Raw genomic sequence first — 25,427 nt, forward strand, 5'->3', positions numbered from 1 at the left:
CGTGGTCTCGGTGGGAGCCCCCTGCGCCCGAGAGCGCAGGGGGCGTTGCGGGTCGTCAGGACTCGAACGCGGACGGCAGGTAGTCGTCGACGTTGTCCTCGGTCACCACCGGGGCGAACAGCTGGATGGTGCGCGGCACCTCGACCTCGACCAGGTCGGACATCGACTTGCCCTGCACCAGGAGGCGGGCCAGCTTGATGCCGTCGGCGCCCTGCGTGGACGGGTAGATGACGGTCGCCTTGAGCACGCTGTTGCCGGACTTGATCTCGCGCATGGCGTTCGCCGAGCCGGCGCCACCGACCATCACGAACTCGTCGCGGCCCGCGTTCTTGATGGCCGCGAGCACGCCGACGCCCTGGTCGTCGTCGTGGTTCCAGAGGGCGTCGATCTTCGGCGCGGCCTGGAGCAGGTTCGAGGCCGCCTTCTCGCCACCTTCGACGGTGAAGTCGGCGGCGACCCGGTTGTCGACGTTCTGGCCGCACTCGGCCAGCGCGTCCTTGAAGCCCTGGCTGCGGTCCTGGGTCAGCGGCAGCGAGTCGATGCCGGCGATCTCGGCGACCACGGCGTTCTTGTCGTCGCCGACCTGCTCGCAGACGTACTGGCCGGCCGAGACGCCCATCCCGTAGTTGTCGCCGAGCACGGTCACGCGGGCCGCGTTCGGGTCGTCGAACTCGCGGTCGACGTTGATCACCGGGATGCCGGCCTGCATGGCCTTCAGCGCCACCGGGGTCATCGCGGCACCGTCGAACGGCAGCAGCACGATCGCGTCGACGCCGTCGTTGATGAACGTCTCGACCTGGCTGATCTGCAGGTTGACGTCGTTGGTGCCCGCCGGGACCCGCAGCTCGACGTCGGAGTAGTTGTCGGCGGTGTCCTTGGCGGCGTTCGTGATCGCCGCCATCCAGCCGTGGTCGGCGGCCGGCGCGGAGAAGCCGATCACGACCTTGTCGCCGGCCTCGTCGTTGGACCCCTTGTCGGCGTTGCTGGTGCCGCCGCTGTCGGACGAGGAGTCCTCCCGGGCGTTGCTCGTGCACGCCGCCAGGGACAGCGCCGTGAGCCCGGCGACGAAGCCGAGGGCGAGGCGCTGCGGCGCCCGGAGCGAGCGAGTGGACAGTGACTTCATCGTGGTGCTCCTTGCTGGATGTGGTGGTGAGGTGGCGTTGCGGGCAGGCGCCCGGAACGACCGCGTCAGGTGACGTCGCTGCGTCGCGCCAGCCGCTGCTGGAGGAGCACGGCGACGACGATGATCAGGCCCTTGACGACGGACTGGGCCGAGACCGAGAGGTTGTTGAGCGCGAAGACGTTGGACAGCGTCGTGAAGATGAGGACGCCGAGGACGGTGCCGATGATCGTGCCGCGGCCGCCGGAGAGCAGGGTCCCGCCGATGACCACCGCGGCGATCGCGTCGAGCTCGTAGAGCAGCCCGTGGGTCGAGCTGCCGGTGGTGGTCCGCGACACCAGCATGATCGCCGCGATGCCGCAGCAGACGCCGACGAGGACGTAGAGCAGGACGGTGTGCCGCTTCACGTCGATGCCGGCCAGGCGCGCGGCCTCCGGGTTGCCGCCGACGGCCAGCGTGCGGCGGCCGAACGTCGTCCGGTTGAGCAGCACCCAGCCGATCGCGGAGACCAGGATGAAGATCCAGACGATGATCGGGATGCCGAGCGGCTCCTTCGCGAACGCGTCGCTGAAGGCGGGGACGCTGACGATCTGGGTACGGCGCTCGGAGATGATCTCGGCCAGGCCGCGGGCGCTGGCGAGCATGGCGAGGGTGGCGATGAACGGCACGACGCCGCCGTACGCGATCAGCAGGCCGTTGACCAGGCCGCAACCGCCGCCGACCAGGACGGCCGCGCCCACCATGACCAGCCAGTGGTTGTCGTTGGCCATCGTCTGGGTCGCGATCGTGGTGCACCACACCGACGAGAGCGCGACGATCGCGCCGACCGACAGGTCGATGCCCCCGCCGGTGATCACGAAGGTCATGCCGATGCTCACCACGCCGATCACCGCCGCGAGCCGGAGGATCGTCATCGCGTTGTCGATGTCGGCGAACCGGTCGCCGGCGGTGATCACGCCGACCACGCAGAGCAGGCCCAGGGCGACGATCAGCCCGAGGTTGTGCCCGGTGCTGCTGCGCAGCAGGGCGAGGCGACCCGGTCGGTCGTCGCGGCGCGCCTCGCGCTCGACCCGTGCGGTGTCCGCGGCGGGTGCAGAGGTCGTCGGGGTGTCGCTCATGCGACGTCTCCTTCCATCACGAGGTCGAGGACCCCGGACTCGTCGATGTCGGTCGCCGGTCCTTCGTGGACGACCGTTCCGTCGCTGATGACGAGGACCCGGTCGGAGAGACCGAGCACCTCCTCGACCTCGCTGGAGACGACCAGCACGGCGACGCCGTCGTCGGCCAGGCGCCGGACGAGGTTGTAGATCTCGGTACGGGCGCCGACGTCGACGCCGCGGGTCGGCTCGTCGAGCAGCAGCACCCGGCACTCCCGCAGCAGCCACCGCGCCAGCACGACCTTCTGCTGGTTGCCGCCGGACAGGGTGCGGACCGCGCGGTCCACGCCCTCAGGCCGTACGTCGAGCGACTCGGTCAGCTCGCCCGCCCGGCGCCGCTCGGCCCCGCTGTCGAGGAAGCCGCCCTTCGCGAACCGGGACAACGACGACACGGTGACGTTGCGGTAGACCGCCTGGTCGAGCAGCAGGCCCTGGCTCTTGCGCTCCTCCGGGCACAGGCCGATGCCGGCGGCGACCGCGGCGCGGACCGACCCGCGGCGGAGCTTGCGTCCGTCCACGGTGACCGTGCCGGCCGAGGCCCGGCGGGCGCCGTACAGGGTCTCGAGGATCTCCGAGCGACCCGACCCGACCAGGCCGGCCAGGCCGACGATCTCGCCGGCGTGCACGGTGAGGTCGACGTCGCGGAAGCGGCCGGCGCCGGCCAGCCCGCGGACCTCGAGGACCGGGGTCCCGGTGTCGCGCGGCCGCTCGGGGCGGGGCGGGAAGACGTACTCGATCGAGCGGCCGGTCATCAGCCGGATCAGGTCGGCGGTCGGCGTCTCGCGGGCGGGCAGCCCCGTGGCGACGGTGCGGCCGTCCTTGAGGACCGTGATCCGGTCACCGATCTCGCGGATCTCCTCGAGCCGGTGGGAGATGTAGATGATCGCGACGCCCTCCGCGGAGAGGTCCCGGATCACCCGGAACAGGTTGCGGACCTCCTCCTGGTCCAGCGCCGCGGTGGGCTCGTCGAGGACGAGCAGCCGGGTGTCGTGCGAGAGCGCGCGGGCCATGCTGACGATCTGCTGCCCTGCGGGTGACAGGTCCCCGACCAGGCGGCCCGGGTCGATCTCGCCGTGGCCGAGCCGGGTCAGCAGCTTCCGCGACCGGTCGGCGGCCTCGCCGCGCCGGGTGAAGCCGCCGGCGGAGACCTCGTGGCCGAGGAAGACGTTCTCGGCCACGGTCAGCCCGGGCACCAGGTCGAGCTCCTGGTAGATCGTGGAGATCCCGCGCTTCATGGCTGCCACCGGCGTGGTCAGCCGCACGGACTCGCCGTCCCAGACGATCTCGCCCTCGTCGGGCTGGTAGGACGCGGACAGCACCTTGATCAGCGTGGACTTGCCGGCGCCGTTCTGGCCGAGCAGGCAGTGCACCTCGCCGCGGCGTACGTCGAGGTCGACGCCGCCGAGGGCCAGCACGCCGGGGAACCGCTTGGTGATCCCCCGCATGTGCAGCAGGGCGGAGCCGTTCTCGCTGCCCGGCGTGGTCGCGGCGGTGGCCGTCGGGCCTTCGGTCATCGGGATCCTCCTGTCTCGGCGCCGGCACGGCGCGGCACGAGCGTGGGGTCGGTGAGGACGGGGGCGAGGGAGACGGCGGCACCCCCGCGGACGGCGGCGACCGGGCCGAGCGTGGAGAACGCGACGTGGGTGCCACCCAGGCGGGGCGCGACCACGTCGGCGTCGAGGCGCTTCTCGACGCTCTCCCGCAGGAACGGCTCGAGCGGCGCGAAGTAGCCGCTGAGCACCAGCACCTCGGGGTCGAGCACGTTGACGAGGGTCGCGGCGCCGGCGCCGATGCCGGTGCCGACGGTCTCGAGCGCGGTGAGCGTGCGGGTGTCGCCGAGCCCGGCGCGGGAGACGATCCCCTCGAGCCGCTCCTCGAGCGTCAGTGACGGGTCGCGCAGCCGGTCGTCGGGGTCGGTCGCCGCGTCGAGCAGGGCGTGCAGGCCGATCACGGTCTCCCAGCAACCGCGGCGGCCGCAGCCGCAGGGCCGGCCCTGCGGGTCGACGAGGATGTGCCCGAACTCGGCGGCCCAGCCGTGCCGGCCCCGGAGCGGGCGGCCGTCGGAGACGATCCCGCCGCCGACGCCGACCTCGCCGTAGATGACCAGCATGTCGCGGCGCTCGGGGTCAGCGGAGTCCGCCTCGGCCACCGCGGCCAGGGTGGCCTCGTTGTCGAGGCGGATCGTCGGGGCGTCCACGCCGAGCCGGTCGCGGAGCCGGGCGGCTGCCGGCAGCTCCCGCCAGCCGAGGTTGGGAGCCACCGTGATGACGTCGTGGGTGGTGTCGACCAGGCCGGCGACACCGACGGTGATGCCGGCCGGGATGGTGTCCTGCGCGGCGACCTCGTCCAGGACGTGCCGCAGCATGCCGGTCAGCTCGTCCAGCACGCCGTCGGGTCCGAGCCGTCGCGAGTCGAGCCCGCGACGGTCCTCCACGACCACGGCGCCGGCCAGGTCGACCGCGCTGGTGGCCACGTGGTCGACGTTGATCTCGGCACCGATGCCACAGACCCGCGGGCCGTCGAGCTCGACCGTGGCGCCGGGGCGGCCCACCGACCCCCGTGCGGGGGCGCCCCGGCGGACCAGGCCGCGCTGCTCGAGCTCCACGACCAGGCTGGTCGCGGTCGCCTTGCTCAGCCCGAGCTCCGCGGCGAGCCGGGCCCGGGTGCGGGGACCGTGGTCGCGCAGGTGGCGCAGGACGAGACCGAGGTGAGCGCCGCGCACGGCAGCCTGGTCGGCGGCGGCGGTGACCCGGACGGGTCCGTCGGCCTCGCGCACGGCGTCCTCCTCACCGAGGGCCAGGGCATGACCCGGGCGTGGTCCAGGTCACACGTTTGTCAGAACGAGAGACAAACTAGCGGCGGTACTCGCCCTCGATCAAGCATTTCCCACCGATTTGCGCGAACTTTCTATTCAACTTTGCAAAGTGACTGGACAAAGTGACGAGGCGGACGCGACTGCGGACCGCTTGACACGCCCAGCGAGGGTTCTGCCGCTCCGGCGCGGACGGGTCCGCTGCGGCACTGTGGCGTGCTCCGGACGGGCGGACGCTCATCGTCCACATGGGTTCGGGTAGCGGGTCGCTCCTGACGTGCGTCCTGGGCGACGACGCGGTCGACTTCCTCCGCCTCATCGCGATCGGGTACGACGAGATCTGCTGGAACGAGGACTGGCGTGAGCCGCCTCGGCCCGAGCCGGATCACGCAGTGCTGAACGAGCCGTACCGGCGCTGGGTCGAAGCGACGGTCGACACCACCATCCCGGCGACAGCCGTGGAGCTCGTCCCGTCTCCCGCGGAGATGGGCGACGCCGACAACGACGACGTCTGGTGCCAGTGGGTGAACGCCGCCGGGACGTGAGATCCGCTCGTCGACCGCCGGTTGCACGCGCGCCTCGACAGGAGCCGACCAGGCGTCTGGTCGTCACACCCACCCGACCGGGCGGGCCGGCGCAAGGCCGGGTCAGGACGCGCCGCTGCCGAGCGGCGCGTAGACCGACGAGCTGATCAGCCGGGCGGCGCCGATCACGCCACCCTCGTCGCCGAGCTCGCTCAGCACGATCGGCAGGTTGCCGGTCGCCAGTGGCAGCGAGCGGCGGTAGGTCACGCCCCGGATCTCGGCGAGCAGCGCGTGCCCGAGCCCGGTCACCCGGCCACCGATGACGATGAGGCCCGGGTTGAAGAACGACACCAGGCTGGCCAGCACCTGGCCGACCCGGTGGCCGCTGTCGCGGATCAGCTGCACGGCCTGGGCGTCGCCGCGCGAGACCGCGATCCCGATGTCGGCGGCGGTCAGCTCGCCCTTCTCGGCGAGCAGCTCGGCCAGCACCGGCGAGCGGCCGGCCCGCGCCGCCTCGGTCGCGTCCCGGGCCAGTGCGGCACCGCCCGAGAACGCCTCCAGGCATCCGGTGTTGCCGCAGGCACACGTCGGGCCGAAGTCCTGCACCCGGATGTGCCCGATGTCCCCGGCACAGCCGTCGACACCGCGGTAGAGCTCGCCGTCCACGACGATCCCGCAGCCGATGCCGGTGCCGATCTTGACGTAGAGGAAGTCCCGCGCGGCCCGGGCCACCCCCGCGTGCTGCTCGCCGATCGCGAGCACGTTGACGTCGTTGTCGAGGACCACCGGGCAGCCGAGCCCGCGGGAGACCGCGTCCCGCACCGGGTAGCCGTCCCAGCCGGGCATGATCGGCGGCGACACGGAGACGCCGCGGTGGAAGTCCACGGGCCCCGGTACGCCGACCCCAGCCCCCATCGGCCGCTCGACCCCGCACTCCTCGAGCGTCTCGCGCGCCAGCTCGAGCGCGGTGGCCAGCACCGCCTCCGGCCCCTGGCGGATGTCGCACTCGCGCGTGCGGGTGGCCAGGACCGCGAGCCGCCCGTCGGTCACACCCACGGACATGCCGGTGGCACCGATCGAGATGCCCACGAAACGGATCCCCGGTGCCAGGTCGACCATCGTCGAACGGCGCCCGCCGCGGGACGCGGCCGGGCCGACCTCGTGGGCCAGGCCGAGCTCGCCGAGGCGGTTCACCTCGGCGGCGATCGTCGTGCGCGAGACGTTCATCCGGTCCGCGAGCTGCACCCGCGAGAGCGGGCCGTCGTCACGCAGGTGCGCCAGCAGCCGGGCCTGCATGGGGGTCTCGGCCCGGCCGGCCAGGGAGGTGGACACGAGCAGATACTCCCACGGCGCTGGGTGGCCGGTGACGCAGTCGAGGAGCGCGCCTCGGCTCAGACGGCGTACGCCGCGAGCTCGCCGGCGAGGTCCTCGTGCGCGCGGCCGGCCACCAGGGTGCCCTCGGCGGTGTGCTCCATCGAGTCGATCTCGCCGGTGCGGTGCAGCCGGTCGATGAGGTCGCCCCGCTCGTAGGGCAACAGCGCGCTGAACTCGACGCCCGGACGCGGAAGCTCGGACTCGACGAGGCGCAGCGCCTCTTCGATGCCCTCACCGGTCTTCGCCGACACCACGACCGAGTGCGGCTCGCGCTGCCGGAGCCGGGCCAGCACCATCGGGTCGGCCGCGTCGGCCTTGTTGACCACGATCAGCTCGGGCACCTTGTCGGCGCCGATCTCGGCGAAGACCTCGCGGACCGCGGCGATCTGGCCCTCCGGATCGGGGTGGGAGCCGTCGACGACGTGCAGGATCAGGTCGGAGTCGGCGACCTCCTCCAGCGTCGAGCGGAACGCCTCGACCAGCTGGTGCGGCAGGTGCCGGACGAACCCGACCGTGTCGCTCATCGTGTAGACCCGACCGTCCACCGTGGTGGTACGGCGGGTGGTGGGGTCGAGGGTCGCGAACAGGGCGTCCTCGACCAGTACCCCGGCGTCGGTGAGCCGGTTGAGCAGGGAGGACTTGCCGGCGTTGGTGTACCCCGCGATCGCGACGCTCGGCACCTGGTGGCGGCGGCGCTCGGCGCGCTTGGTCTCGCGGGTGCCGGCCATCGCCTTGAGCTCGCGGCGGAGCTTGGCGATCTTGTCGTTGATCCGGCGCCGGTCGGTCTCGATCTTGGTCTCACCGGGACCGCGGCCGCCGATCCCGCCGCCGTCGGCGCCCACCCGGCCACCGGCCTGGCGGGAGAGGTTGCCACCCCAGCCGCGGAGCCGCTGCTTCATGTACTGCAGCTGGGCGAGCTCGACCTGCGCCTGGCCCTCCTTGGACTTCGCGTGCTGGGCGAAGATGTCGAGGATCAGCGCGGTCCGGTCGACCGCCTTCACCTTGAGCCGGTCCTCCAGGTTGCGCAGCTGGCTGGGCGCCAGCTCGCCGTCGAGGATCACGGTGTCAGCGCCGCTGGCGTCCACGATCTCCTTGATGCCGTCGACCTTGCCGCGACCGACGTACGTCGCGGGGTCGGGCTTCTGCCGCCGCTGGTAGATCGCCTCGAGCACCTCGGAGCCGGCGGTCTCCGCGAGCAGGGCGAGCTCGGCCATGGAGTTCTCGGCCTCCTCGACGCTGCCGTCGGTCCAGACGCCGACGAGCACGACGCGCTCGAGCCGCAGCTGGCGGTACTCGACCTCGGTGATGTCCTCGAGCTCGGTGCGGAGCCCGGCAACCCGGCGGAGGGCGTACCGCTCGGCGAGGTCCTGCTCGCCGGTGGTCTCCTCGGGGTCGACGTCGTCGTAGCGACGGTGGGACGCGCGGTCGTCGGCGTCCGCGTAGCCGCTCGACTCCTCGTCCCACTCGTCGGTGGCGGCGAGCTCGTCGTCGAGGCTGAAGTCAGGTGCGTTCGTCATATGCCTTCAAGGTTAGGTGTGGCGGCCCGCCCGTGCGACCCGTTAACGAGGTCCGCCCGGCGGGGCCGCGGGTGCGCGGGAGTCGCGCTGCCACCATGATGAACGCCGATGACCCCGTCCGATGTTCCCAGCACCGTCTCCCTCGGTCCGGCCGGCGCCGAGCTCGCCGGCCTGGTCCCAGCCGTCGGGGAGCGACGCTTCCTGCTGGGGGTCACCGGTGCCCCCGGCGCGGGGAAGTCGACGCTCGCGACCCACCTGGCGGTCGCGTGCGGCGCGACGGTGGTGCCGATGGACGGCTTCCACCTCGCGGACGTGGAGCTGGTCCGCCGTGGGATCCGGGACCGCAAGGGGGCGCCGGAGACCTTCGACGGCTGGGGGTACGCCGCGCTGCTGGCGCGCGTGCGCGACCGGCCGCCGTACGTCGTGCTGGCGCCGGGCTTCGAGCGCGGTCTGGAGCAGCCGATCGCCGGGGCGGTGCCGGTGCTGCCGACCGCGGGGCTGGTGGTGACCGAGGGCAACTACCTGCTGCTCGACGACCCGGAGTGGCGGGCGGTCCGGTCCACGCTCGACGCGGTCTGGCACGTGCGCACCGACGACGCCGTACGGCGCGAGCGGCTGGTGGCGCGGCACGTGCGGTTCGGCAAGTCCCCGGACGCGGCGAGGGCCTGGGTGGACCGGGTCGACGAGCCGAACGCCCGCCTGGTCGAGGCGGCCGCGCACCGGGCCGACCTGGTGCTCGACCTGACCGACTGGGTGCCGTAGCACCTCAGCCGCGCGGCCGGCCGGACCACGCCAAGCGGGCTATGGCGCCACACCGGCCCACCTCGTCACACTGGCCACACGGGCGCCCGGTGTGGCGCGAACGCCGAGGGACGGGTGAGTCGGCGATGCGGAACCTCGTGCTGTGGCTGCGCACCCCGCGCGGGCGGGCGATCGGCCTCGTCGCGGCCGTGGTCCTGAGCGTGCTGACCGTGGTCACCGGGCTGCTGGCGACCCCGCAGACCGCCGGCACCGAGGACCCGGGCGTCGTCGGCGTCGAGCTCGCCGGGACTGCGGCGACCGGCGGGTGGATGGTTGCCGCGTACGGCGCCGACGAGATCACCGGCAGCCTGGGCTGGGACCTCCTCTTCATCTTGTGCTGGAGCGCGCTGCTGGCGCTGCTCGCCTTGTGGTCCGGCCAGGGGTACCGGACCGTCTCGACCCGCCGGCTGGCCTTCCCGCTGGCGCTGTCGGCGCTCGGCGCCGGCCTCATGGACCTCGTCGAGGACCTGTGCCTGTGGCTCGCCGTCGAGCGCGGGAACGACGGCGCCTGGCCGCTCGCAGCCGCCGCGGCCTGGGGCAAGTTCCTGGTCGTCGGCCTGGTCGGCCTCTACGTCGTCGGCGGCCTGCTCTCGCTGCTGCTGCGGCCCGACGTGCGTCGGGTCCTGCGGCAGGCCGACGAGGAGGCCGGGATGCCGCCGTCACGGACGATGCGCGAGGGGCGGACCGGGCTCGCGTTCTCGGGCGGCGGTGTCCGGGCGGCCTCGATCACCCTCGGCGCCCTGCAGGCGCTCGAACGCGACGGCGCGATGGGGTGGGAGGCCGCCGACGACGTCACCTCGGTCTCCGGCGGCTCCTACATGGCCGGCGCGTGGAGCCTGGCCCGCAGCGAGCCCGCGCCGGAGACGCCGTCGTCCGTGCCGAAGCCGTGGGCAGCCGGCGGCATCCAGCCGGGGCCCGAGGAGCGCCACCTGCGCGCCAACCTCGGCTACCTGCTCTCCAACAGCCCCCGCGGGTCGGGCGACGACAGCCTCGCGCCCTCCGGCGAGGACTCCTCCACCGCCCGCGCCCAGCGGCTGCCCGCGGTCGTCGCCACGGTGGTCACCGGGATGCTGGTCAACGCCCTGGTCTTCCTGGGGATGCTGTGGGTGCTCGCCCAGCTGCTCGGCTGGTTCTACCGCTGGTACTTCGGACTGTCCTGCGCGACCTGGCGCGCCGGCGGCACCCTCACCTTCGACGCCGACCACGCCTGCATGGCCGAGCCGGACCGGTTGACGACCCCGATCGTGATCTGGCTCGGGGTGGGGCTGGGCGTCGTGCTGGCGTGGGTCCTGGCCGCCAAGGCGAGCGAGGTCATCGGCCGGGCGGACCCGCCGGCCTGGCTGCTCGCCCTGAAGTACCTCGGGTACGGCGGCCTCGCTCTCGCGGCCGCGCTCGCCCTGGTGCTCGGCGCCCTGCCCTGGATGATCGGCGCCCTGTGGCAACCGATCTCGACCAACCAGGTGCTCACCGACCTGGTCGCCGTCGCCGGCGCCGTCGGGTCGGCCGGTGCGGTGCTCCGGCTGCTGCGCAAGCCGTTGGCGAAGGTGGCACCGTGGCTCGGCGGGGTGCTGTTCGCCCTGGTCCTCCTGTTCCTGCTGTGCCGCTGGGCCCTGGGCGCGATGGCCGCCGACCCCGACGCCCGGACCCTCGTGCCGCTGGCGCTGGCACTAGTGGCGCTGCTGATCGTCCACTTCGGCGGGGCACCGGAGTTCTGGTCGCTGGGCGCGTTCTACCGCGGGAAGCTCCGCTCGGCGTTCGCGACGTACCGCCTCACCGGGCCGACCGGCGTCCGGGCCCGGGCCTACGTCAACAACGACCGCCCGCTCGAGGGCGAGCGCATCGAGCCGTCCCTGTCCCAGATCCCGGCCCGGGACCCGGCCACCGGGTCGGGCACACCGCTCACGATCTGTGCATCCGCGACCATCGTCGGGCGGCAGGTCCGCACCCACTACGGCATCCCCGCGCTGAGCGTCACGTTCAGCCCCAGCCACGTCCGGCTCTTCGCGCCGCTGGAGGAGAACGGGCTGTGGCAGCAGTACTCCTGCACCACCGCCGACATGGACAGGCTCCGGCCCAGCCTGCGTCCGCGGTTGACGACGATGATGGCGGTCGGTGTCTCGGGCGCCGCGGTGTCGCCTGCGATGGGCCGGTTCCGGATCGGGCCGATCAGCATGCTGCTGGCCTTCTTCAACGTCCGGCTCGGTGCGTGGATACCCAACCCGCGGTACGCCGCGGAGCTGGCCGCGGCGGGACGGCCGCTTCCCCGCCCGGGGCTGGGCTACCTGCTCAAGGAGTTCTTCGGCTTCCTCGACCCCAGCGACCTCTACCTCTACGTCACCGACGGTGGGCACTGGGAGAACACCGCACTGGTCGAGCTGCTGCGCACCGCCTACCACCGGGAGATCGTGTGCGTGGACGCCGACTCCGGACCGGGCAACCTGGCCAGGTCGATCTCGAAGGCGATCGACCTGGCCCAGCTCGAGTGCGCGGCCACGGTGGCGATCAACCTGGACGTGCTCCGCGCGGACCGCGACCCCTCACCCGGTCGCGACTACTCGCCGCGCTCGGTCAACCTCGGCCTGGTTCGCCGTGTCGACGGCAACGGGGAGCGGGTCAGCGTGCTGTGGTACAGCAAGCCGGCGCTCACCCAGGACATGCCGCCGCAGCTGCTCGCCTATCGCGAGGTCGACCCGACGTTCCCGCGGGTGAGCACGGTCAACCAGTTCTTCCACGTCGCCCAGTTCGCGGCCTACCGTGACCTCGGCCGGTTCAACGCCCAGAAGGTGCTGGCGGCACGGGCGACGCTGGCCGCGGAGGTCGCGCGGCACGAGACCTACGTCGGGTTCCGGGCCGCCGTCGAGGACGGGCCGGAGGGGCCCCTGGCCGACCTCGCGGAGCTGGTCTCCACGTTCACCGGCCAGGAGACCCGCCAGGAGCCGGCCGAGCCTTGGGTGGTGCCGGAGCTGGTCGCGCTGATCGAGCACCTGTGCCTGGACCGGGTGCCGGTCGAGCGCGCGGCGTACGGCGAGGAGCTCTATGCGACCGTCCGCGAGACGCTCCTCCCGCAACCGGGTCGGCACGTGGCCCCCCGGTCTGGGGCGGCACCTACTTCGGGGGCATCCTGATCCCGCCGTCGACCCGGACAACCTCGCCGTTCATGTAGGAGTTGCGCAGGCACTCCAGCACCATCGACGCGAGCTCCGCCGGCACGCCGAGCCGCTTCGGGAACAGCACGCTCTCCCCGAGCTTCGCCTTGAACGCCTCGGCGTCCTCGCCCTCGCCGTAGATCGGGGTGTCGATCAGGCCCGGGGCGACGGTGTTGACGCGGATGCCGACCGCGGCGAGGTCGCGCGCGACCGGGAGGGTCAGGCCGACGATGCCGCCCTTGGAGGAGGAGTACGCCGCCTGGCCGATCTGGCCGTCGAACGCCGCGACGCTGGCGATGTTGACCACCGCACCGCGCTCGCCGTTCGCGTCGGGGTCGTTGTGCGACATCGCGGTCGCAGCGAGCCGGATCGCGTCGAAGGTGCCGACCAGGTTGACCGCGATCACCTTCTTGTACGCGTCGAGGTCGTGCGCGGAGCCGAACTCGCCGTCGCGGCCGATGGTGCGCTGCGCGGTCGCGATCCCGGCGGAGTTCACCAGCACCCGGAAGTCGCCGAGCTCGCGGGCCTGCTCGACCGCGGCCTGGATCTGCGCGGTGTCGGTGACGTCGACCTTGACGAAGGTGCCGCCGACCTCGTCGGCGAGCGCCTGGCCGGCCTGGTCGTTGAGGTCCGCGACGACGACCTTCGCGCCCGCGGCCGCGAGCTGGCGCACGACCGCGCCGCCGATGCCCGACGCGCCGCCGGTGACGAGAGCACTGACTCCTGTGATGTCCATGCCACGGAGCATAGGGACGAGGCCCGGACGCCGTGCGTCCGGCCCTCGTCTCCCGTGGTCTCCCCCGTGGCGGGTCTGGCGGTGCATGGTGCAAGCTGGCGCCCAGCGTTCCCGACCCAACTGGTCCAAGCCTCTGCCCCGTACGGTGACCCGGCACATCTTGTGCCGGGTCACCGCGACCCGTCCACGCCGAGTCGGCACATCTTGTGCCGGGTCACCGCGACCCGTCCATGCCGAGTCGGCACATCTTGTGCCGGGTCACCACCCCCGGAACCACGCCGAGTCGGCACATCTTGTGCCGGGTCAGCGGAAGGAGGGTCAGAGGGTGGTGGTGCCCCGGGCCACGATCACGGCCGGTCCGGCGAGCAGCGCCCGGTCGGTGGCGGTCCAGGTGACCGCGAGCGTGCCGCCCGGTACGTCGACCCGGTAGGTCACGTCGTCGGCCGGCGGCTGCGCGACCCCGTCGGCGACCGCTGCGGCGACCATCACCGCGCAGGCGCCGGTGCCGCAGGAGCGGGTCTCGCCGGAGCCGCGCTCGTGCACGCGGAACGCGACGTGGCGCTCCCCGCGCCGGGCAACGAACTCGATGTTGACGCCGTGCGGGTAGGTCGCGGCGTCGTACGACGGCTCGTCGAAGAGGCGGCCGGCGTCGTCGAGCGAGTCCACGAACGCGACCGCGTGCGGGTTCCCCATGTCCACGTGCGCCGCAGGCCAGGTGCGGGCGTCGACCGCGATCTTGCTCTCGCCGAGCACCCTCGGGCGGCCCATGTCGGCGGTGATCGTGCCGTCGTCGTCGAACCGCAGCACCTTGACCCCGTCGCGGGTGCCGACCGGCAGCGGCACGGAGAGGTCGACGAGGCCCTCGTCGGCGAGGTGCCGTGCGAACACCCGGATCCCGTTGCCGCACATCTCGGACAGCGAGCCGTCGCTGTTGCGGTAGTCCATGAACCACTCGGCGTCCTGGTCGATCCCGAGCGCGGCGGTGCGCACGACCCGGAGCACGCCGTCACCGCCGATGCCGGCCCGGCGGTCGCACAGCGCGACCACACGCTCCGGCGACAGCGCGCCGTGCACGGTGCCGTCGTGGTCGGGCAGCAGCACGAAATCGTTCTCGGTGCCGTGGCCCTTGAGGAACGGGTACGGCTCAGCCATAGAGGCCCTTGGCGTAGTTCTCGGGCCTGTAGTAGTCGTCGAGCTGCTCGACGGTCATGCCCGGGCGCTCGACCTCCTTGGCGATCAGCGCGCGCCGCGGCACCCGTCCCTCCGGGTCCCAGGTCTCGGGCTTCCAGAGGCCGGAGCGCAGGAACGCCTTCGCGCAGTGGAAGAAGATGTCCTCGATCTCGACCACGACCGCCAGCAGCGGCCGGTGTCCCTTGACCACCATCTCGTCGAAGAACGGCGCGTCGCTGACCAGCCGGGCCCGGCCGTTGATGCGGAGGGTGTCGCCGCGGCCGGGGATCAGGAAGTCCAGCCCGACGTGCGGGTTCTCGAGGATGTTGCGGTAGCCGTCGGCGCGCCGGTTGCCGGGCCGCTCGGCGATCGCGATGGTGCGGTCGTCGATGACGTGGACCAGCTGGCCGGCCGGGTCGCCCTTGGGCGAGGCGTCGCACGACCCGTCGGCGCCCGCGGTCGCCATCACGCAGAACGGTGTGGCGGCGAGCCACTCGCGGTCGACGTCGAGCAGCGCGGGCCGGCCCTTCTCACGCACCATCTGCGAGGGCTCGCCGAACAGGTCGACCAGCTCGTCGACGCAGGCGATCTGGGTCCAGGCGGGTGCGGGCTCGGTCGTGGTCACCGCACCAGCGTACGGCGCGGGGTCACCGCCCGCGCGGCCCGACCACGTCGTACGTCGCGCAGACGAAGGCCCGGTTCTGCGCGACCTCGACCAGCCGCAGGTCGAACGGTCGCGGGAACAGCGGCCGTCCAGCACCGAGCGTGACCGGCGCGATCGACACCATGACCCGGTCCAGCAGCCCGGCCTCGGCGAACTGCGCGGCCAGGTCCCCGCCACCGATCACCCACACGTCCTTGCCGCCGGCCGCTTCGACCAGCTCGGCGTGGACCGGCGCCACGTCCCCCTGCGCGAACCGGAGGTCGGCGCCGGCGATCGGCTCGAGGTCGGCGTGCGTCATCACGACCGATGGCATGTCGTAGCTCCACGACTCTCCGGTGCGGGCGAGGTGGTCGCGGACCCACTCGAACGTCGTACGGCCCATCACCGTGGCGCCGACGTCGGCGATGAACGCGCCGTAGTTCATCGGCCCCTCCTCGTCGATGTCCTGCACGAACAGCCAGTCGAGGGAGTCGTGCTCGTCGGCGAGGTACCCGTCGAGCGTGGTGGCGGTGTAGAAGACGGTGCTCATGCGGTGCCTCCCCGGCGTCGGGCCAGCCAGTCGATCGGGTCGCCGGCGTCGACCTCGACCCCGGCCTGGCGCAGCATGAGCCGCAGCAGCTGGCGGCGGTGCGCGCTGTAGGTGAGCACGTGGGCGATGACGCTGCCGAGCACGAAGCTCTCGGGCGGCTCGCAGAGCGCGTCGACGATCCGGTCGCCCCACGCGCCGCGGCGGTCGATGTCCCGGACCATCGCCAGCCAGCGGGCGGCGGCCGCCTCGTGCCGGTCGGCCAGTCGGACCGGGTCGTCGTCGGCCATGTCGGGGTAGTCGCCCCCCTCGATGGCGGCCAGCCAGATCTCGTGGGTGAGCACGAGGTGCTTGCTGACCTGGGCGATCGTCTCGTCCGGGCCGTCGAACCCGAGCGGCTCGCTGCCCGGCACCCGGACGGTGCGGTACTCCTCCTCCGGCAGCGCCTTCACCAGCGCGAGCAGGTCGCGCACGTCCTCGATCCCGTGGTGCACCAGCAGCGCGGTCACGTCGTCGGTCGAGCGCTGCGTCGCGGCCTCGGTGCTGTCGATCCACAGGGACATCGGCGGGTGGAAGTGGATGCCGTTCGGCGCCGGCAGCCAGTGGTCGCCATCCTGGCGAGCGGTCGCGCTCGGCGGATGCCCGTAGGACCGCGAGAACGCGCGGCCGAACCCCTCGACAGAGTCGTAGCCGGCCTCGAACGCCACCTCGGTCACCGTCGCCCCGCGCCGCAGCCGCCAGGCCGCGCGCTCGAGCATCACCCGCCGTCGCATCGCGACCGGCGGCTCGCCGGCGCCGCGGGAGAGCTGACGGCTGAAGTGGTACGGCGAGGAGTAGGCGTCGCCGGCCATGTCGTCGAGCGTGCGGTTGTCCTCGTCGAGCACCGCGTCGAGCAGCTCGCGGAGCCGGTCCCGTCCCTCGGGATAGTCGTCGGGCATGCCGACAGTCTGTCCCGGCCGGGCGGTCCGGCGCCCGACCGTTCTTGCTCAGGCCGGTCCCGCGCCCACCGCGACCAGGGCCTTCGCCAGCCGGTCCGGGTCGGCGCTGTCGACCCAGGTGATCCGCGGATCCTTGTGGAACCACGAGTCCTGGCGCCGTGCGAAGCGCCGGGTCGCCGCCGCGGTCCGCTCCCGCGCCTCGGCCTCGGTGGTCTCGCCGGCGAGGTGCGCCATCACCTCGGGGTAGCCGATCGCCCGCGACGCGGTCCTGGTCTCCGCCAGCCCCCGGGCGACCAGCGCCTCGACCTCGGCGACGAACCCGGCCTCGAACATCGCCTCCACCCGGCGGGCGATCCGGTCCTCCAGCGTCCGCCGGTCCATCGCGACGCCGACCTGGTGCGCGCCCGGCACCTCGTACTCCAGCCGGGGCAGGCTCGCGCTGAACGGCCGGCCGGTGATCGTGACCACCTCGAGCGCCCGGACGATGCGACGGCCGTTGGTCGGCAGGATGCCCGAGGCCGCGTCCGGGTCGACGTCCCGCAGCCGCTGGTGCAGCGCCGCCGGGCCGGCGGCCGCGAGCTCGTCCTCCAGCGCCCGCCGTACGTCGGCGTCGGTGCCGGGGAACTCGAACCGGTCGAGCACCGCACGTGTGTAGAGGGCGGAGCCGCCGACCAGGACCGGCACGACACCGCGGTCCCGCAGGTCGTCGATCGTGGCCCGCGCCATCCGCTGGAACTCCGCGACCGAGGCGGTCTCGTCGATGTCGAGAACATCGAGCAGGTGGTGCTGGATGCCCCGGCGCTCGGCCACGGGCAGCTTCGCCGTGCCGACGTCCATGCCGCGGTAGACCTGCATCGCGTCGGTGTTCACCACCTCTCCGCCGAGGTGCCCGGCGAGGTCCAGCGACAGCTCGGTCTTGCCGGAGGCGGTGGCGCCCACGACGGCGATGACGGGTACGTCGCGGGGCGGCATGCCCGTAGTCTGCCAACGAGGGCTCGGCGCCCTCGCATTTCGGGCAACAACCCCCAGGAGCAGCCATGGGATTCCTCGACAAGCTCAAGGGCACGGTGGGCAAGGCCGTCGACGACCACGGCGACACGATCGCCCAGGGGATCGACAAGGCGGCCGAGGTCGTCGACGGCAAGACCGGCGGCAAGCACCACGACAGGATCGAGCGGGGCACGGCGAAGGCCAAGGACGCCCTCGACAAGCTCGACGGCAAGGACGACGACATCCGCTGACCACGGCGCGTCACGACCGGCGGGTACGGTCGGGACGGACGGCCGGGAACGGCCCGGCCGCTGGCAACGGAGACGACATGAGCCAGCTGACTCTCGGATCGGCTCCTCCCATCGACCCGACCGAGCCCATCGATCCCGGCGTACCAGGCCCGGTGCCCGACCCCGGCACCCCCGACCCCGCCGTGCCCTCGCCCGAGCCGGTGCCGCCGGCACCCACCCCCTCGCCGCTGCCCGGCGAACCGGGCCAGCCACTGCCGCCAGAGCCGGAGCCCGGGCCGAGCGGGCCCGACCTGCCGCCGAGCAAGCCACCGATGGTGGTGCCCTGACCCGCCCCTAGGGTGGGCCGCATGCACTCGCGCTTCACGGTCGTCCCCGCGTCGTACGTCTTCCTGCTGCGGGGCGACGGTGGCCCGGGCGGCGCGACAGAGGTGCTGCTGCAGCTGCGGCAGAACACCGGCTTCATGGACGACCACTGGGCGGCCGCGGCCGCGGGCCACGTCGAGAAGGGCGAGACGGCGTACGACGCCGCGCACCGCGAGGCCCGCGAGGAGCTCGGGCTGAGCGAGGTCGCCCTGGAGTTCGTGACGTCGATGCAGCGCACCCGCGGCGGCGAGCCGATCGACGAGCGGATCGACTTCTTCTTCACCGCCCGCTCGTGGGCCGGCGAGCCGACGATCGCCGAGCCCGACAAGTGCGCAGCGCTGAAGTGGGTACCTCTCGACCAGCTGCCTGACCCGGTGGTGCCGCACGAGCTGCAGGTGCTCGAGGGACTCCGGTCGGGAGTCGTGGCGCCGTACACGACGTACGGCTTCGAGTCGGGGGCGGAGGGCTCCCGGTAGGAGCGGTGGGGGGACCGCACGATCGCCGGCCGCGGCCGGCGGAGGGAGGTAGAGAACGTGATCGACGAGCTGGGCCCCAAGCCCGACGCGACCACCGAGCAGCCCGAGAGGTTCCCCGGCGGGGCGGACTCGGTCGCCGACGAGGAGAAGTACGGCGCGATCCCCGACACCCCGACGGTGCCGGACCTGGACCCGGACGCGAACCCCGCGGTCGAGGACGCCGCTCCCGACGAGGTCAAGCAGCCGGACGAGAAGCAGCAGGAGCCGGACCGCGGCACCTCCGGCGAGGACGACCCGCCGGACGAGCCCGCCTGAGCGCACCGCCGGCATGACGTCCGGGGCGGTGGGTACCGACGCGTCATGAGCGATCCCGACGAGCTGCGAGAGTCCCAGCCCAACGCCGGCGGGCCGCATGGCGCCGCGGGCGGCATGGGCGTGAGCAGCGAGCGCGTCGGCCCCACCGGCCCCGGCCAGGAAGGCACCGACGGCCTGCGCGACACCTCCGTCGACCGGCCACCGGACGACGACGCCCCGCCCGAGCAGCGTGCCGGCAACCCCGAGGACAACCCGACCGGCATCCCGCCCCTGCGGGCCCGCGACGGCGCCGAGCCCGCTGGACGGAGCGACGGCGCCGCGTGACGCTCGGCGCATGCGCCCCGAGATCGTCGAGTTGCTCGCCTCGCAGGACCAGGTGGTCCGGCGCGCGCAGCTGCTCGAGGCCGGGCTCGACCCGAACGACGTACGCCGGCTCCTGCGTCGGCGCGACTTGTCCGCCGTGCACCCGGGCGTGTACGCCGGGCACAACGGGCCGCTGTCCTGGCAGCAGAGGGCGTGGGCTGCGGTCCTGCACGCCTGGCCCGCGGCCCTCAGCCACGACTCCGCGCTACACGCGGCCGGCGGTCCCGGCCGTCGCGACCGGATCGACCAGGCACCGCTGCACATCGCCGTCGACCGTGGCCGGTCGTCCACCTCTCCGCTGCCCGGGGTGGTGACGCACCACCTCGCTGGGCTCCAGAGGAAGGCCCTGTGGAACGTCGGTCCGCCGCGGCTGCGGATCGAGGAGGCGCTCGTCGACGTGGCTGCCGGAGCAGCCACCGACTTCGACGCCATCGCGACGCTGGCGGACGCCGTCCAGGCCCGGCGTACGACGGCGCCGAGGATCCGGGCCGCACTGGACGAGCGGAGCCGCGTCGCCCGCCGGGCGTTCCTGGTCGGCATCCTCACCGACCTGGCGGAGGGGACGTGCTCGAGCACGGGTACCTCGTGCGCGTCGAGCGCCCGCACGGTCTGCCCAGGGCCGGGCGGCAGGTGATGGCCTTCGCCGCGGCCCGGTCTGTCGCGACGTGGTCTACCGGCGGCAGCGTCACGTGGTCGAGCTCGACGGGCGGGCGTTCCACGACTCCGCCCGTGGCCGGGACAGTGACCTGGACCGGGACCTGGTGGCCGCGGTCGACGGCCTCAGCACCACACGCATCGGCTGGGGCCAGGTCTTCGGCCGTGCCTGCCGGACCGCCTGGCTGGTCGGCCGGGTCCTGCACGGCCGCGGGTGGACCGACCGTCCCGTCGCTTGTCCGGACTGCACACCGGACGAGCTCGCCCTCTGGACACGAGTGCCCCGCACAGGTGGCACCCCGTGACACTGGTGTGGGGCGGATCCTTCGCGACGCCTGATCAGCGGCAGGCGGAGGCGTCCGGCAGCGGGGCGGGGACGCCGACCGACGGCATGCCGAGGCCGACGCTGCTGGTGGGGGCGGCGGTGCGGGCCTCCCAGGCGTCGCCGGCGCGGGTACGGCGCACCGAGAGGACCGGTCCGTCGGCGACGAGGTGGTGCGGGGCGGCGTAGGTGATCTCGACCGTCACCATGTCGCCGGGGCGGAGTGGTTTCGAGACGCTCGCTGGCGCTCGCTCCTCAACCACCGGCGAGACGCTCGCCCCGCGCTCGTCGACCTTCGAGAGGTCGTTCGTGAAGTGGACCAGGCGGTTGTCGGGGCCGCGGCCGGAGAGGCGGTGCGTCTCGGCGTCCTTGCGGCCCTCGCCCTCGGCCACCATCAGCTCGACGGTGCGGCCGACCAGCGCCTTGTTCTCCTCCCACGCGATCTCGTTCACCACCGCGACCAGGCGCTGGTAGCGGTCGGCGACCACCGCCGGCTCGATCTGGTCGGGGAGGTCGGCGGCGGGGGTGCCGGGGCGCTTGGAGTACTGGAAGGTGAAGGCGCCGGAGAAGCGGGCCGCGCGGACGACGTCGAGCGTGGCCTGGAAGTCCTCCTCGGTCTCGCCCGGGAAGCCGACGATGATGTCGGTGGTGATCGCGGCGTCCGGCATCGCGGCCCGCACCCGCTCGATGATGCCGAGGAACTTCTGCTGCCGGTAGGACCGGCGCATCGCGCGCAGGACGCGGTCGGAGCCGGACTGCAGCGGCATGTGCAGCTGCGGCATCACGTTCGGCGTCTCGGCCATCGCCTCGATGACGTCGTCGGTGAACTCGGCCGGGTGCGGCGAGGTGAACCGCACCCGCTCGAGACCCTCGATCTCGCCGCACGCGCGCAGCAGCTTCGAGAACGCCTGCCGGTCGCCGAACTCGACGCCGTAGGAGTTGACGTTCTGCCCGAGCAGGGTGATCTCGGTGACGCCCTCGGCCACCAGCGCCTCGATCTCGGCGAGGATCTCGCCCGGCCGGCGGTCCTTCTCCTTGCCGCGCAGCGACGGGACGATGCAGAACGTGCAGGTGTTGTTGCAGCCGACCGACACCGACACCCACGCTGCGTACGCCGACTCGCGCCGGGTCGGCAGCGTCGACGGGAAGACCTCGAGCGACTCGAGGATCTCGACCTGGGCCTCCTCCTGCACCCGGGCCCGCTCGAGCAGCACCGGCAGCGAGCCGATGTTGTGGGTGCCGAACACGACGTCGACCCACGGCGCCTTGCGGGTGATGGTGTCGCGGTCCTTCTGCGCGAGGCAGCCGCCGACGGCGATCTGCATGCCGGGGCGCCGTGCCTTCACCGGCGCGAGGTGCCCGAGGTTGCCGTACAGCTTGTTGTCGGCGTTCTCGCGGACCGCGCACGTGTTGAACACGACCACGTCCGCCGGCTCGCCGTCGGGCACCGCGACGTACCCCGCCTCCTCGAGCAGGCCGGTGAGCCGCTCGGAGTCGTGGACGTTCATCTGGCACCCGTAGGTCTTGACCTCGTAGGTGCGCGCGGCGCTCTCGGCAGTGGTGCTCATGACCGGTCAAGGGTACGGCGGCACCGTCTGACAGGCGCAAACGAGGCGTGGAGGTTCATCCAGGAACCCGGCTGGTGAGTCCTGGCGGCGCCACTCGGCAGGCGGCCCGCATCCCGCCAGCGAAGCTGCACGTTCGCCGCTCGGACGTCGAGGCTCCGGCCCGTCCGGCAGGTCACGGAATGGTCCCGACTGGCCCGTTTGGACCATCCGGGATGGCCTGACCAGACCAGCTGAGGCTAGGTTGCTCCAATGACGGCGACCGAACCGGCCTCCGCCCCGACCTCCTCCGGCCAGGGGCTCGTGGTCCTCAGCGACGTGAACAAGTGGTACGGCGAGCTCAACGTGCTCAAGGACATCGACCTGACCGTCAGGAAGGGCGAGGTCATCGTCGTCATCGGCCCCTCCGGCGCCGGCAAGTCGACGCTGTGCCGGGCGATCAACCGTCTCGAGACCATCGACCGGGGCACGATCACGCTCGACGGCCAGCCGCTCCCCCAGGAGGGCAAGGCGCTGGCCGCGCTGCGTGCCGAGGTCGGCATGGTCTTCCAGAGCTTCAACCTCTTCGCCCACAAGACGATCCTCGAGAACGTCACCCTCGGGCCGATCAAGGTGCGCAAGAAGGGGAAGGCGGAGGCCGAGACGCGGGCCAAGGAGCTGCTCGACCGGGTCGGCGTCGGGCACCAGGCAGCGAAGTACCCCGCCCAGCTCTCCGGGGGCCAGCAGCAACGCGTCGCGATCGCGCGGGCACTGGCGATGGACCCGAAGGTGATGCTCTTCGACGAGCCGACCTCGGCGCTCGACCCCGAGATGATCAAGGAAGTCCTCGACGTCATGGTCGACCTGGCCAAGCAGGGCATGACGATGATCGTGGTCACCCACGAGATGGGCTTCGCGCGGACGGCAGCCGACCGCGTGGTCTTCATGGCCGACGGTCAGATCGTCGAGGAGAACTCCCCCGAGGAGTTCTTCACCAACCCGCAGACCGACCGCGCCAAGGACTTCCTGAGCAAGATCCTCAAGCACTGAGGACACCCACGACTGTTTCGCACTAGCCATCCACCTCGGACAAGGGAGACAGAATGCGATTCACCAGGACCAGGGCGACCCTCGTCTGCGCCAGCCTGCTGCTCACGCTGGCCGCGTGCGGCGACGCGGGCAGCGACGACGAGGGCAGTGACGTCTCGGCCGACACGGACGCCGCGTCGGAGCTCGAGGACGGCACCCGCATGAAGGAGATCGCCGACGACGGCAAGATCGTCATCGGCGTGAAGTACGACCAGCCCGGGCTCGGGTTCAAGGGCGCCACCGACGACGTGCCCTCCGGCTTCGACGTCGAGATCGCCAAGATCCTTGTCAGCAAGCTCGGCATCGACCCCGAGAGCGACAACGTGGAGTGGAAGGAGACCATCTCCGACAACCGCGAGCCGTTCCTGAAGTCGGGCGAGGTCGACCTGGTGCTCGCGTCGTACTCCATCACCGACGAGCGTCGGGCCGAGGTCGGCCAGGCCGGGCCCTACTTCCTCACCGGCCAGCAGGTGCTGGTCAAGAAGGACAGCGGCATCTCCTCGGTCGACGACCTCAAGGGCAAGGAGGTCTGCTCGGTCACCGGGTCGACGTCGATCGACAACGCGGAGGCGGAGGGCATGAAGCCGCGCGGCTTCGACACCTACTCCGAGTGCCGCGACCAGGTGCTCGACGGCGCGATCGACGCGATGACCACGGACGGCAGCATCCTGCTCGGCTACGCGGCGCTCAACCCCGACGACCTCGAGGTCGTGGGCGAGCCGTTCTCCGAGGAGCGGATCGGCGTGGGCTACTCGCCGGAGTCGCCGGAGATGTGCCAGTGGATCACCGACACGCTCCAGGAGTCGATGGACAACGGCGACTGGGCCAAGGCGTTCGAGGCCACCCTCGGCAAATCGGGGGCGGAGACGCCCGAGCCGCCGCAGATGGACCCCTGCAAGTCCTGATCGACGCACACCGTCGGGGGATCCGGTACGCCGGGTCCCCCGACGCCTGCGGGCCGTCCCGCAGTGCGATGCAGCCGTGTGAGGAGTGAGGCGTGGACGACGTCTGGAACAACTTCGACCTCGTAGTGAGGGCCTTCGGCATGACCGTCGGCCTGTTCCTCGCCGCGGGGATCGCGTCGCTGGCGGTCGGGTTGCCGCTCGCCGCGATGCGGGTCGGCCCGGTCGCGGTGATGCGCCGCGCCGCGGCGACGTACGTGACCCTGGTGCGCAACACCCCGCTGCTGATGGTGTTCATCTTCGTCGTCATCGCGCTGCCGCGGATCGACATCACCTTCAAGTCGATCGAGTCCTTCCAGGAGGACGCGTTCGGCCAGGTCTTCATCTCGGCGTACTTCTTCCGCGCCACGCTCGCGCTCAGCCTCTACACGAGCACGTTCGTCTGCGAGGCGGTCCGGTCCGGGATCAACTCGGTGCCGCTCGGCCAGGCCGAGGCGGCGCGCGCGGTCGGGCTCACCTTCGGCGGCACCATGACGCAGGTGGTGCTGCCGCAGGCGCTGCGCGCGACCGTGCCGCCGTTGACCAGCGTGCTGATCGCACTCCTCAAGAACACCTCCGTCGCGGCGGCGTTCGGCATCATCGAGGCGGCCGCCCGCATGAAGTACTTCAACAACCGGACCACCGAGGACGTCCAGGTGTTCCTGCTCTTCGCGCTGGTCTACGTGCTTCTGGTCGAGGTTGTCTCGGCAGCGTCCCTGGTCCTCGAGCGACGGTGGAAGGCGGCACGATGAACACCAGCAACATCCTGTTCGACGCGCCCGGGCCCAAGGCAGTCGTCCGGCACCGCGTCTACACCGTGCTGACGATCCTCGCGCTGGTCGGGTTCGTCCTCGCCGTCCTGCTCCGGCTCGACCGGAACGGCCAGCTGGCATACGCCCTGTGGGAGCCGTTCGTCACCCCCGAGTACGTGCAGGCCATCTGGGGGGGCCTGCTCGACACGTTGAAGATGGCGTTCAGCGCGATCATCGGGGCGCTGGTGTTCGGCCTGGTGTTCGGCGTCGGCAAGATGAGCGAGCACCGCTGGTTGCGCTGGCCGAGCTGGGTGGTCGTGGAGTTCTTCCGCGCCGTCCCGGTGCTGTTGATGATGATCTTCCTCTACTTCGCCTACGGGCTCGGCAAGGACGCCGTGCTCTCGTCGTACTGGTGCGTGGTGATCGCGCTGACGGTCTACAACGGCGCGGTGCTGGCCGAGGTGTTCCGGGCCGGCGTGCTGGCCGTGCCCCGCGGCCAGGCGGAGGCGGCGTACGCCGTCGGCATGCGCAAGGCCCAGGTGATGAACCTGGTGCTGCTGCCGCAGGCGGTCAAGATCATGCTGCCGTCGATCATCAGCCAGTGCGTGGTGGCGCTGAAGGACACCGCGCTCGGCTACTACATCTCCTCCCCCGGCCTCACCTTCGTCGGCAAGCAGATCTACGGCGAGTTCCAGAACCAGGTGCAGGTCGCGATCGTGATCACGGCGATCTACGTGGTCGTGAACCTCATCCTCTCCGCGATCGCCACCTGGGTGCAGAAGCGGATCGTCGGCGAGAAAAAGGCGCTGGCGCCCACGCCGTTCGGGATCACCGACGCGGACACCGGCGCCACGCAGGGTGGCGGGCGGATCTAGGAGGCGG

27 protein-coding genes are annotated in these 25,427 nt (G+C 72.2%); 14 read left to right on the forward strand and 13 right to left on the reverse strand.

Annotated elements, in window-relative coordinates:
• Positions 1-55 precede the first annotated feature (55 nt).
• From EKO23_RS07895 to EKO23_RS07910, 4 genes are all read right to left on the reverse strand, one after another.
• On the reverse strand, positions 56-1,123 hold the full coding sequence (locus EKO23_RS07895; protein WP_134715949.1) for a substrate-binding domain-containing protein: 1,068 nt from the start codon (positions 1,121-1,123) through the stop codon (positions 56-58).
• A 65-nt stretch (positions 1,124-1,188) separates the two neighbouring features.
• The gene (locus tag EKO23_RS07900; RefSeq protein ID WP_134715951.1) at positions 1,189-2,238 is read right to left on the reverse strand and encodes an ABC transporter permease; all 1,050 of its coding nucleotides are present in this window, start codon (positions 2,236-2,238) and stop codon (positions 1,189-1,191) included.
• Complete coding sequence (locus EKO23_RS07905; RefSeq protein WP_217702523.1) at positions 2,235-3,791, reverse strand: sugar ABC transporter ATP-binding protein; 1,557 nt, start codon at positions 3,789-3,791, stop codon at positions 2,235-2,237. Before EKO23_RS07905 ends, EKO23_RS07900 begins: the two co-directional genes overlap by 4 nt.
• The gene (locus tag EKO23_RS07910) at positions 3,788-5,053 is read right to left on the reverse strand and encodes an ROK family transcriptional regulator (protein ID WP_134715953.1); all 1,266 of its coding nucleotides are present in this window, start codon (positions 5,051-5,053) and stop codon (positions 3,788-3,790) included. The genes EKO23_RS07905 and EKO23_RS07910 overlap by 4 nt, the downstream gene beginning before the upstream one ends.
• Before the next feature lie 284 nt (positions 5,054-5,337).
• Between EKO23_RS07910 and EKO23_RS07915 the strand changes: the two genes are divergently transcribed.
• Complete coding sequence (locus EKO23_RS07915; protein ID WP_134715955.1) at positions 5,338-5,634, forward strand: hypothetical protein; 297 nt, start codon at positions 5,338-5,340, stop codon at positions 5,632-5,634.
• A gap of 102 nt (positions 5,635-5,736) precedes the next feature.
• Here EKO23_RS07915 and EKO23_RS07920 read toward each other — a convergent pair whose 3' ends face one another.
• Both EKO23_RS07920 and hflX read right to left on the reverse strand, forming a co-directional pair.
• Positions 5,737-6,945: an ROK family transcriptional regulator gene (locus tag EKO23_RS07920; RefSeq protein ID WP_217702524.1), complete on the reverse strand. Its 1,209-nt coding sequence runs from the start codon at positions 6,943-6,945 to the stop codon at positions 5,737-5,739.
• 59 nt (positions 6,946-7,004) lie between these two features.
• Positions 7,005-8,504: a GTPase HflX gene (gene hflX / locus EKO23_RS07925; protein WP_134715957.1), complete on the reverse strand. Its 1,500-nt coding sequence runs from the start codon at positions 8,502-8,504 to the stop codon at positions 7,005-7,007.
• Positions 8,505-8,612: 108 nt separating this feature from the next.
• Here hflX and EKO23_RS07930 point away from each other — a divergent pair, with 108 nt between their 5' ends.
• Together EKO23_RS07930 and EKO23_RS07935 are read left to right on the forward strand one after the other, a co-directional pair.
• Positions 8,613-9,266 (forward strand): nucleoside/nucleotide kinase family protein, encoded by a 654-nt coding sequence (locus EKO23_RS07930; RefSeq protein WP_134715959.1) that lies wholly within the window; start codon positions 8,613-8,615, stop codon positions 9,264-9,266.
• 125 nt (positions 9,267-9,391) lie between these two features.
• Positions 9,392-12,430: a patatin-like phospholipase family protein gene (locus EKO23_RS07935; protein WP_134715961.1), complete on the forward strand. Its 3,039-nt coding sequence runs from the start codon at positions 9,392-9,394 to the stop codon at positions 12,428-12,430.
• Here EKO23_RS07935 and EKO23_RS07940 read toward each other — a convergent pair.
• The 6 genes from EKO23_RS07940 to miaA all read right to left on the reverse strand — a co-directional run bounded on the left by EKO23_RS07940 (position 12,411) and on the right by miaA (position 17,457).
• Positions 12,411-13,187: an SDR family NAD(P)-dependent oxidoreductase gene (locus EKO23_RS07940; protein WP_134715963.1), complete on the reverse strand. Its 777-nt coding sequence runs from the start codon at positions 13,185-13,187 to the stop codon at positions 12,411-12,413. The two genes, EKO23_RS07935 and EKO23_RS07940, sit on opposite strands and share 20 nt — an antisense overlap.
• A gap of 318 nt (positions 13,188-13,505) precedes the next feature.
• The gene (dapF, locus tag EKO23_RS07945; RefSeq protein WP_134715965.1) at positions 13,506-14,339 is read right to left on the reverse strand and encodes a diaminopimelate epimerase; all 834 of its coding nucleotides are present in this window, start codon (positions 14,337-14,339) and stop codon (positions 13,506-13,508) included.
• Complete coding sequence (locus EKO23_RS07950; RefSeq protein WP_342773574.1) at positions 14,332-14,982, reverse strand: pyridoxamine 5'-phosphate oxidase family protein; 651 nt, start codon at positions 14,980-14,982, stop codon at positions 14,332-14,334. The genes dapF and EKO23_RS07950 overlap by 8 nt, the downstream gene beginning before the upstream one ends.
• A gap of 22 nt (positions 14,983-15,004) precedes the next feature.
• Positions 15,005-15,550 carry a dihydrofolate reductase family protein gene (locus EKO23_RS07955; protein ID WP_134715967.1) on the reverse strand — a complete coding sequence of 182 codons (546 nt, stop codon included), beginning with the start codon at positions 15,548-15,550 and terminating at the stop codon, positions 15,005-15,007.
• Positions 15,547-16,485, reverse strand: coding sequence for a helix-turn-helix domain-containing protein (locus tag EKO23_RS07960; RefSeq protein ID WP_134715969.1), 939 nt, complete (start codon positions 16,483-16,485; stop codon positions 15,547-15,549). The genes EKO23_RS07955 and EKO23_RS07960 overlap by 4 nt, the downstream gene beginning before the upstream one ends.
• Positions 16,486-16,533: 48 nt before the next feature.
• Complete coding sequence (miaA, locus tag EKO23_RS07965; RefSeq protein WP_134715971.1) at positions 16,534-17,457, reverse strand: tRNA (adenosine(37)-N6)-dimethylallyltransferase MiaA; 924 nt, start codon at positions 17,455-17,457, stop codon at positions 16,534-16,536.
• A 65-nt stretch (positions 17,458-17,522) separates the two neighbouring features.
• Here miaA and EKO23_RS07970 point away from each other — a divergent pair, with 65 nt between their 5' ends.
• The 7 genes from EKO23_RS07970 (at position 17,523) to EKO23_RS25805 (ending at position 20,202) form a co-directional block, all read left to right on the forward strand.
• Positions 17,523-17,726, forward strand: coding sequence for an antitoxin (locus tag EKO23_RS07970; protein WP_134715973.1), 204 nt, complete (start codon positions 17,523-17,525; stop codon positions 17,724-17,726).
• A gap of 77 nt (positions 17,727-17,803) precedes the next feature.
• Positions 17,804-18,052 (forward strand): hypothetical protein, encoded by a 249-nt coding sequence (locus EKO23_RS07975; protein ID WP_134715975.1) that lies wholly within the window; start codon positions 17,804-17,806, stop codon positions 18,050-18,052.
• 21 nt (positions 18,053-18,073) lie between these two features.
• On the forward strand, positions 18,074-18,565 hold the full coding sequence (locus EKO23_RS07980; RefSeq protein ID WP_134715977.1) for an NUDIX hydrolase: 492 nt from the start codon (positions 18,074-18,076) through the stop codon (positions 18,563-18,565).
• Positions 18,566-18,622: 57 nt separating this feature from the next.
• Entirely contained in the window at positions 18,623-18,880 is a 258-nt protein-coding gene (locus EKO23_RS07985) for a hypothetical protein (protein ID WP_134715979.1), read from the forward strand.
• Positions 18,881-18,925: 45 nt separating this feature from the next.
• Entirely contained in the window at positions 18,926-19,204 is a 279-nt protein-coding gene (locus tag EKO23_RS07990; protein WP_134715981.1) for a hypothetical protein, read from the forward strand.
• 10 nt (positions 19,205-19,214) lie between these two features.
• A complete protein-coding gene (locus EKO23_RS07995; RefSeq protein ID WP_217702525.1) occupies positions 19,215-19,877 on the forward strand; it encodes a type IV toxin-antitoxin system AbiEi family antitoxin domain-containing protein in 663 nt (220 codons plus the stop codon).
• A gap of 31 nt (positions 19,878-19,908) precedes the next feature.
• The gene (locus tag EKO23_RS25805) at positions 19,909-20,202 is read left to right on the forward strand and encodes a hypothetical protein (RefSeq protein ID WP_217702526.1); all 294 of its coding nucleotides are present in this window, start codon (positions 19,909-19,911) and stop codon (positions 20,200-20,202) included.
• A 34-nt stretch (positions 20,203-20,236) separates the two neighbouring features.
• Here EKO23_RS25805 and miaB read toward each other — a convergent pair whose 3' ends face one another.
• Positions 20,237-21,787 carry a tRNA (N6-isopentenyl adenosine(37)-C2)-methylthiotransferase MiaB gene (miaB, locus tag EKO23_RS08000; protein ID WP_134715983.1) on the reverse strand — a complete coding sequence of 517 codons (1,551 nt, stop codon included), beginning with the start codon at positions 21,785-21,787 and terminating at the stop codon, positions 20,237-20,239.
• A gap of 249 nt (positions 21,788-22,036) precedes the next feature.
• Here miaB and EKO23_RS08005 point away from each other — a divergent pair, with 249 nt between their 5' ends.
• From EKO23_RS08005 to EKO23_RS08020, 4 genes are all read left to right on the forward strand, one after another.
• Entirely contained in the window at positions 22,037-22,813 is a 777-nt protein-coding gene (locus tag EKO23_RS08005; RefSeq protein ID WP_134715985.1) for an amino acid ABC transporter ATP-binding protein, read from the forward strand.
• Positions 22,814-22,866: 53 nt separating this feature from the next.
• Entirely contained in the window at positions 22,867-23,757 is an 891-nt protein-coding gene (locus EKO23_RS08010; protein ID WP_134715987.1) for a glutamate ABC transporter substrate-binding protein, read from the forward strand.
• A 92-nt stretch (positions 23,758-23,849) separates the two neighbouring features.
• Positions 23,850-24,545, forward strand: coding sequence for an amino acid ABC transporter permease (locus EKO23_RS08015; RefSeq protein WP_134715989.1), 696 nt, complete (start codon positions 23,850-23,852; stop codon positions 24,543-24,545).
• On the forward strand, positions 24,542-25,420 hold the full coding sequence (locus EKO23_RS08020) for an amino acid ABC transporter permease (protein ID WP_134715991.1): 879 nt from the start codon (positions 24,542-24,544) through the stop codon (positions 25,418-25,420). The genes EKO23_RS08015 and EKO23_RS08020 overlap by 4 nt, the downstream gene beginning before the upstream one ends.
• Positions 25,421-25,427 lie beyond the last annotated feature (7 nt).

Origin of the sequence: Nocardioides guangzhouensis (assembly GCF_004519545.1) — a bacterium.
GTDB classification, from domain to species: domain Bacteria; phylum Actinomycetota; class Actinomycetes; order Propionibacteriales; family Nocardioidaceae; genus Nocardioides; species Nocardioides guangzhouensis.

What these genes read in the sequence shown, in the direction of transcription:
- miaB (WP_134715983.1), bottom strand. Translation starts at nt 21,787, where the DNA reads ATGAGCACCACTGCCGAGAGCGCCGCGCGCACCTACGAGGTCAAGACC.
- EKO23_RS07915 (WP_134715955.1), top strand. Translation starts at nt 5,338, where the DNA reads ATGGGTTCGGGTAGCGGGTCGCTCCTGACGTGCGTCCTGGGCGACGAC.
- EKO23_RS07960 (WP_134715969.1), bottom strand. Translation starts at nt 16,485, where the DNA reads ATGCCCGACGACTATCCCGAGGGACGGGACCGGCTCCGCGAGCTGCTC.
- EKO23_RS07935 (WP_134715961.1), top strand. Translation starts at nt 9,392, where the DNA reads ATGCGGAACCTCGTGCTGTGGCTGCGCACCCCGCGCGGGCGGGCGATC.
- EKO23_RS08005 (WP_134715985.1), top strand. Translation starts at nt 22,037, where the DNA reads ATGACGGCGACCGAACCGGCCTCCGCCCCGACCTCCTCCGGCCAGGGG.
- EKO23_RS07990 (WP_134715981.1), top strand. Translation starts at nt 18,926, where the DNA reads ATGAGCGATCCCGACGAGCTGCGAGAGTCCCAGCCCAACGCCGGCGGG.
- EKO23_RS07930 (WP_134715959.1), top strand. Translation starts at nt 8,613, where the DNA reads ATGACCCCGTCCGATGTTCCCAGCACCGTCTCCCTCGGTCCGGCCGGC.
- EKO23_RS07970 (WP_134715973.1), top strand. Translation starts at nt 17,523, where the DNA reads ATGGGATTCCTCGACAAGCTCAAGGGCACGGTGGGCAAGGCCGTCGAC.
- EKO23_RS07955 (WP_134715967.1), bottom strand. Translation starts at nt 15,550, where the DNA reads ATGAGCACCGTCTTCTACACCGCCACCACGCTCGACGGGTACCTCGCC.
- EKO23_RS07905 (WP_217702523.1), bottom strand. Translation starts at nt 3,791, where the DNA reads ATGACCGAAGGCCCGACGGCCACCGCCGCGACCACGCCGGGCAGCGAG.
- hflX (WP_134715957.1), bottom strand. Translation starts at nt 8,504, where the DNA reads ATGACGAACGCACCTGACTTCAGCCTCGACGACGAGCTCGCCGCCACC.
- dapF (WP_134715965.1), bottom strand. Translation starts at nt 14,339, where the DNA reads ATGGCTGAGCCGTACCCGTTCCTCAAGGGCCACGGCACCGAGAACGAT.
- EKO23_RS08010 (WP_134715987.1), top strand. Translation starts at nt 22,867, where the DNA reads ATGCGATTCACCAGGACCAGGGCGACCCTCGTCTGCGCCAGCCTGCTG.
- EKO23_RS07980 (WP_134715977.1), top strand. Translation starts at nt 18,074, where the DNA reads ATGCACTCGCGCTTCACGGTCGTCCCCGCGTCGTACGTCTTCCTGCTG.
- EKO23_RS07995 (WP_217702525.1), top strand. Translation starts at nt 19,215, where the DNA reads ATGCGCCCCGAGATCGTCGAGTTGCTCGCCTCGCAGGACCAGGTGGTC.
- EKO23_RS07900 (WP_134715951.1), bottom strand. Translation starts at nt 2,238, where the DNA reads ATGAGCGACACCCCGACGACCTCTGCACCCGCCGCGGACACCGCACGG.
- EKO23_RS08020 (WP_134715991.1), top strand. Translation starts at nt 24,542, where the DNA reads ATGAACACCAGCAACATCCTGTTCGACGCGCCCGGGCCCAAGGCAGTC.
- miaA (WP_134715971.1), bottom strand. Translation starts at nt 17,457, where the DNA reads ATGCCGCCCCGCGACGTACCCGTCATCGCCGTCGTGGGCGCCACCGCC.
- EKO23_RS07975 (WP_134715975.1), top strand. Translation starts at nt 17,804, where the DNA reads ATGAGCCAGCTGACTCTCGGATCGGCTCCTCCCATCGACCCGACCGAG.
- EKO23_RS07895 (WP_134715949.1), bottom strand. Translation starts at nt 1,123, where the DNA reads ATGAAGTCACTGTCCACTCGCTCGCTCCGGGCGCCGCAGCGCCTCGCC.
- EKO23_RS07940 (WP_134715963.1), bottom strand. Translation starts at nt 13,187, where the DNA reads ATGGACATCACAGGAGTCAGTGCTCTCGTCACCGGCGGCGCGTCGGGC.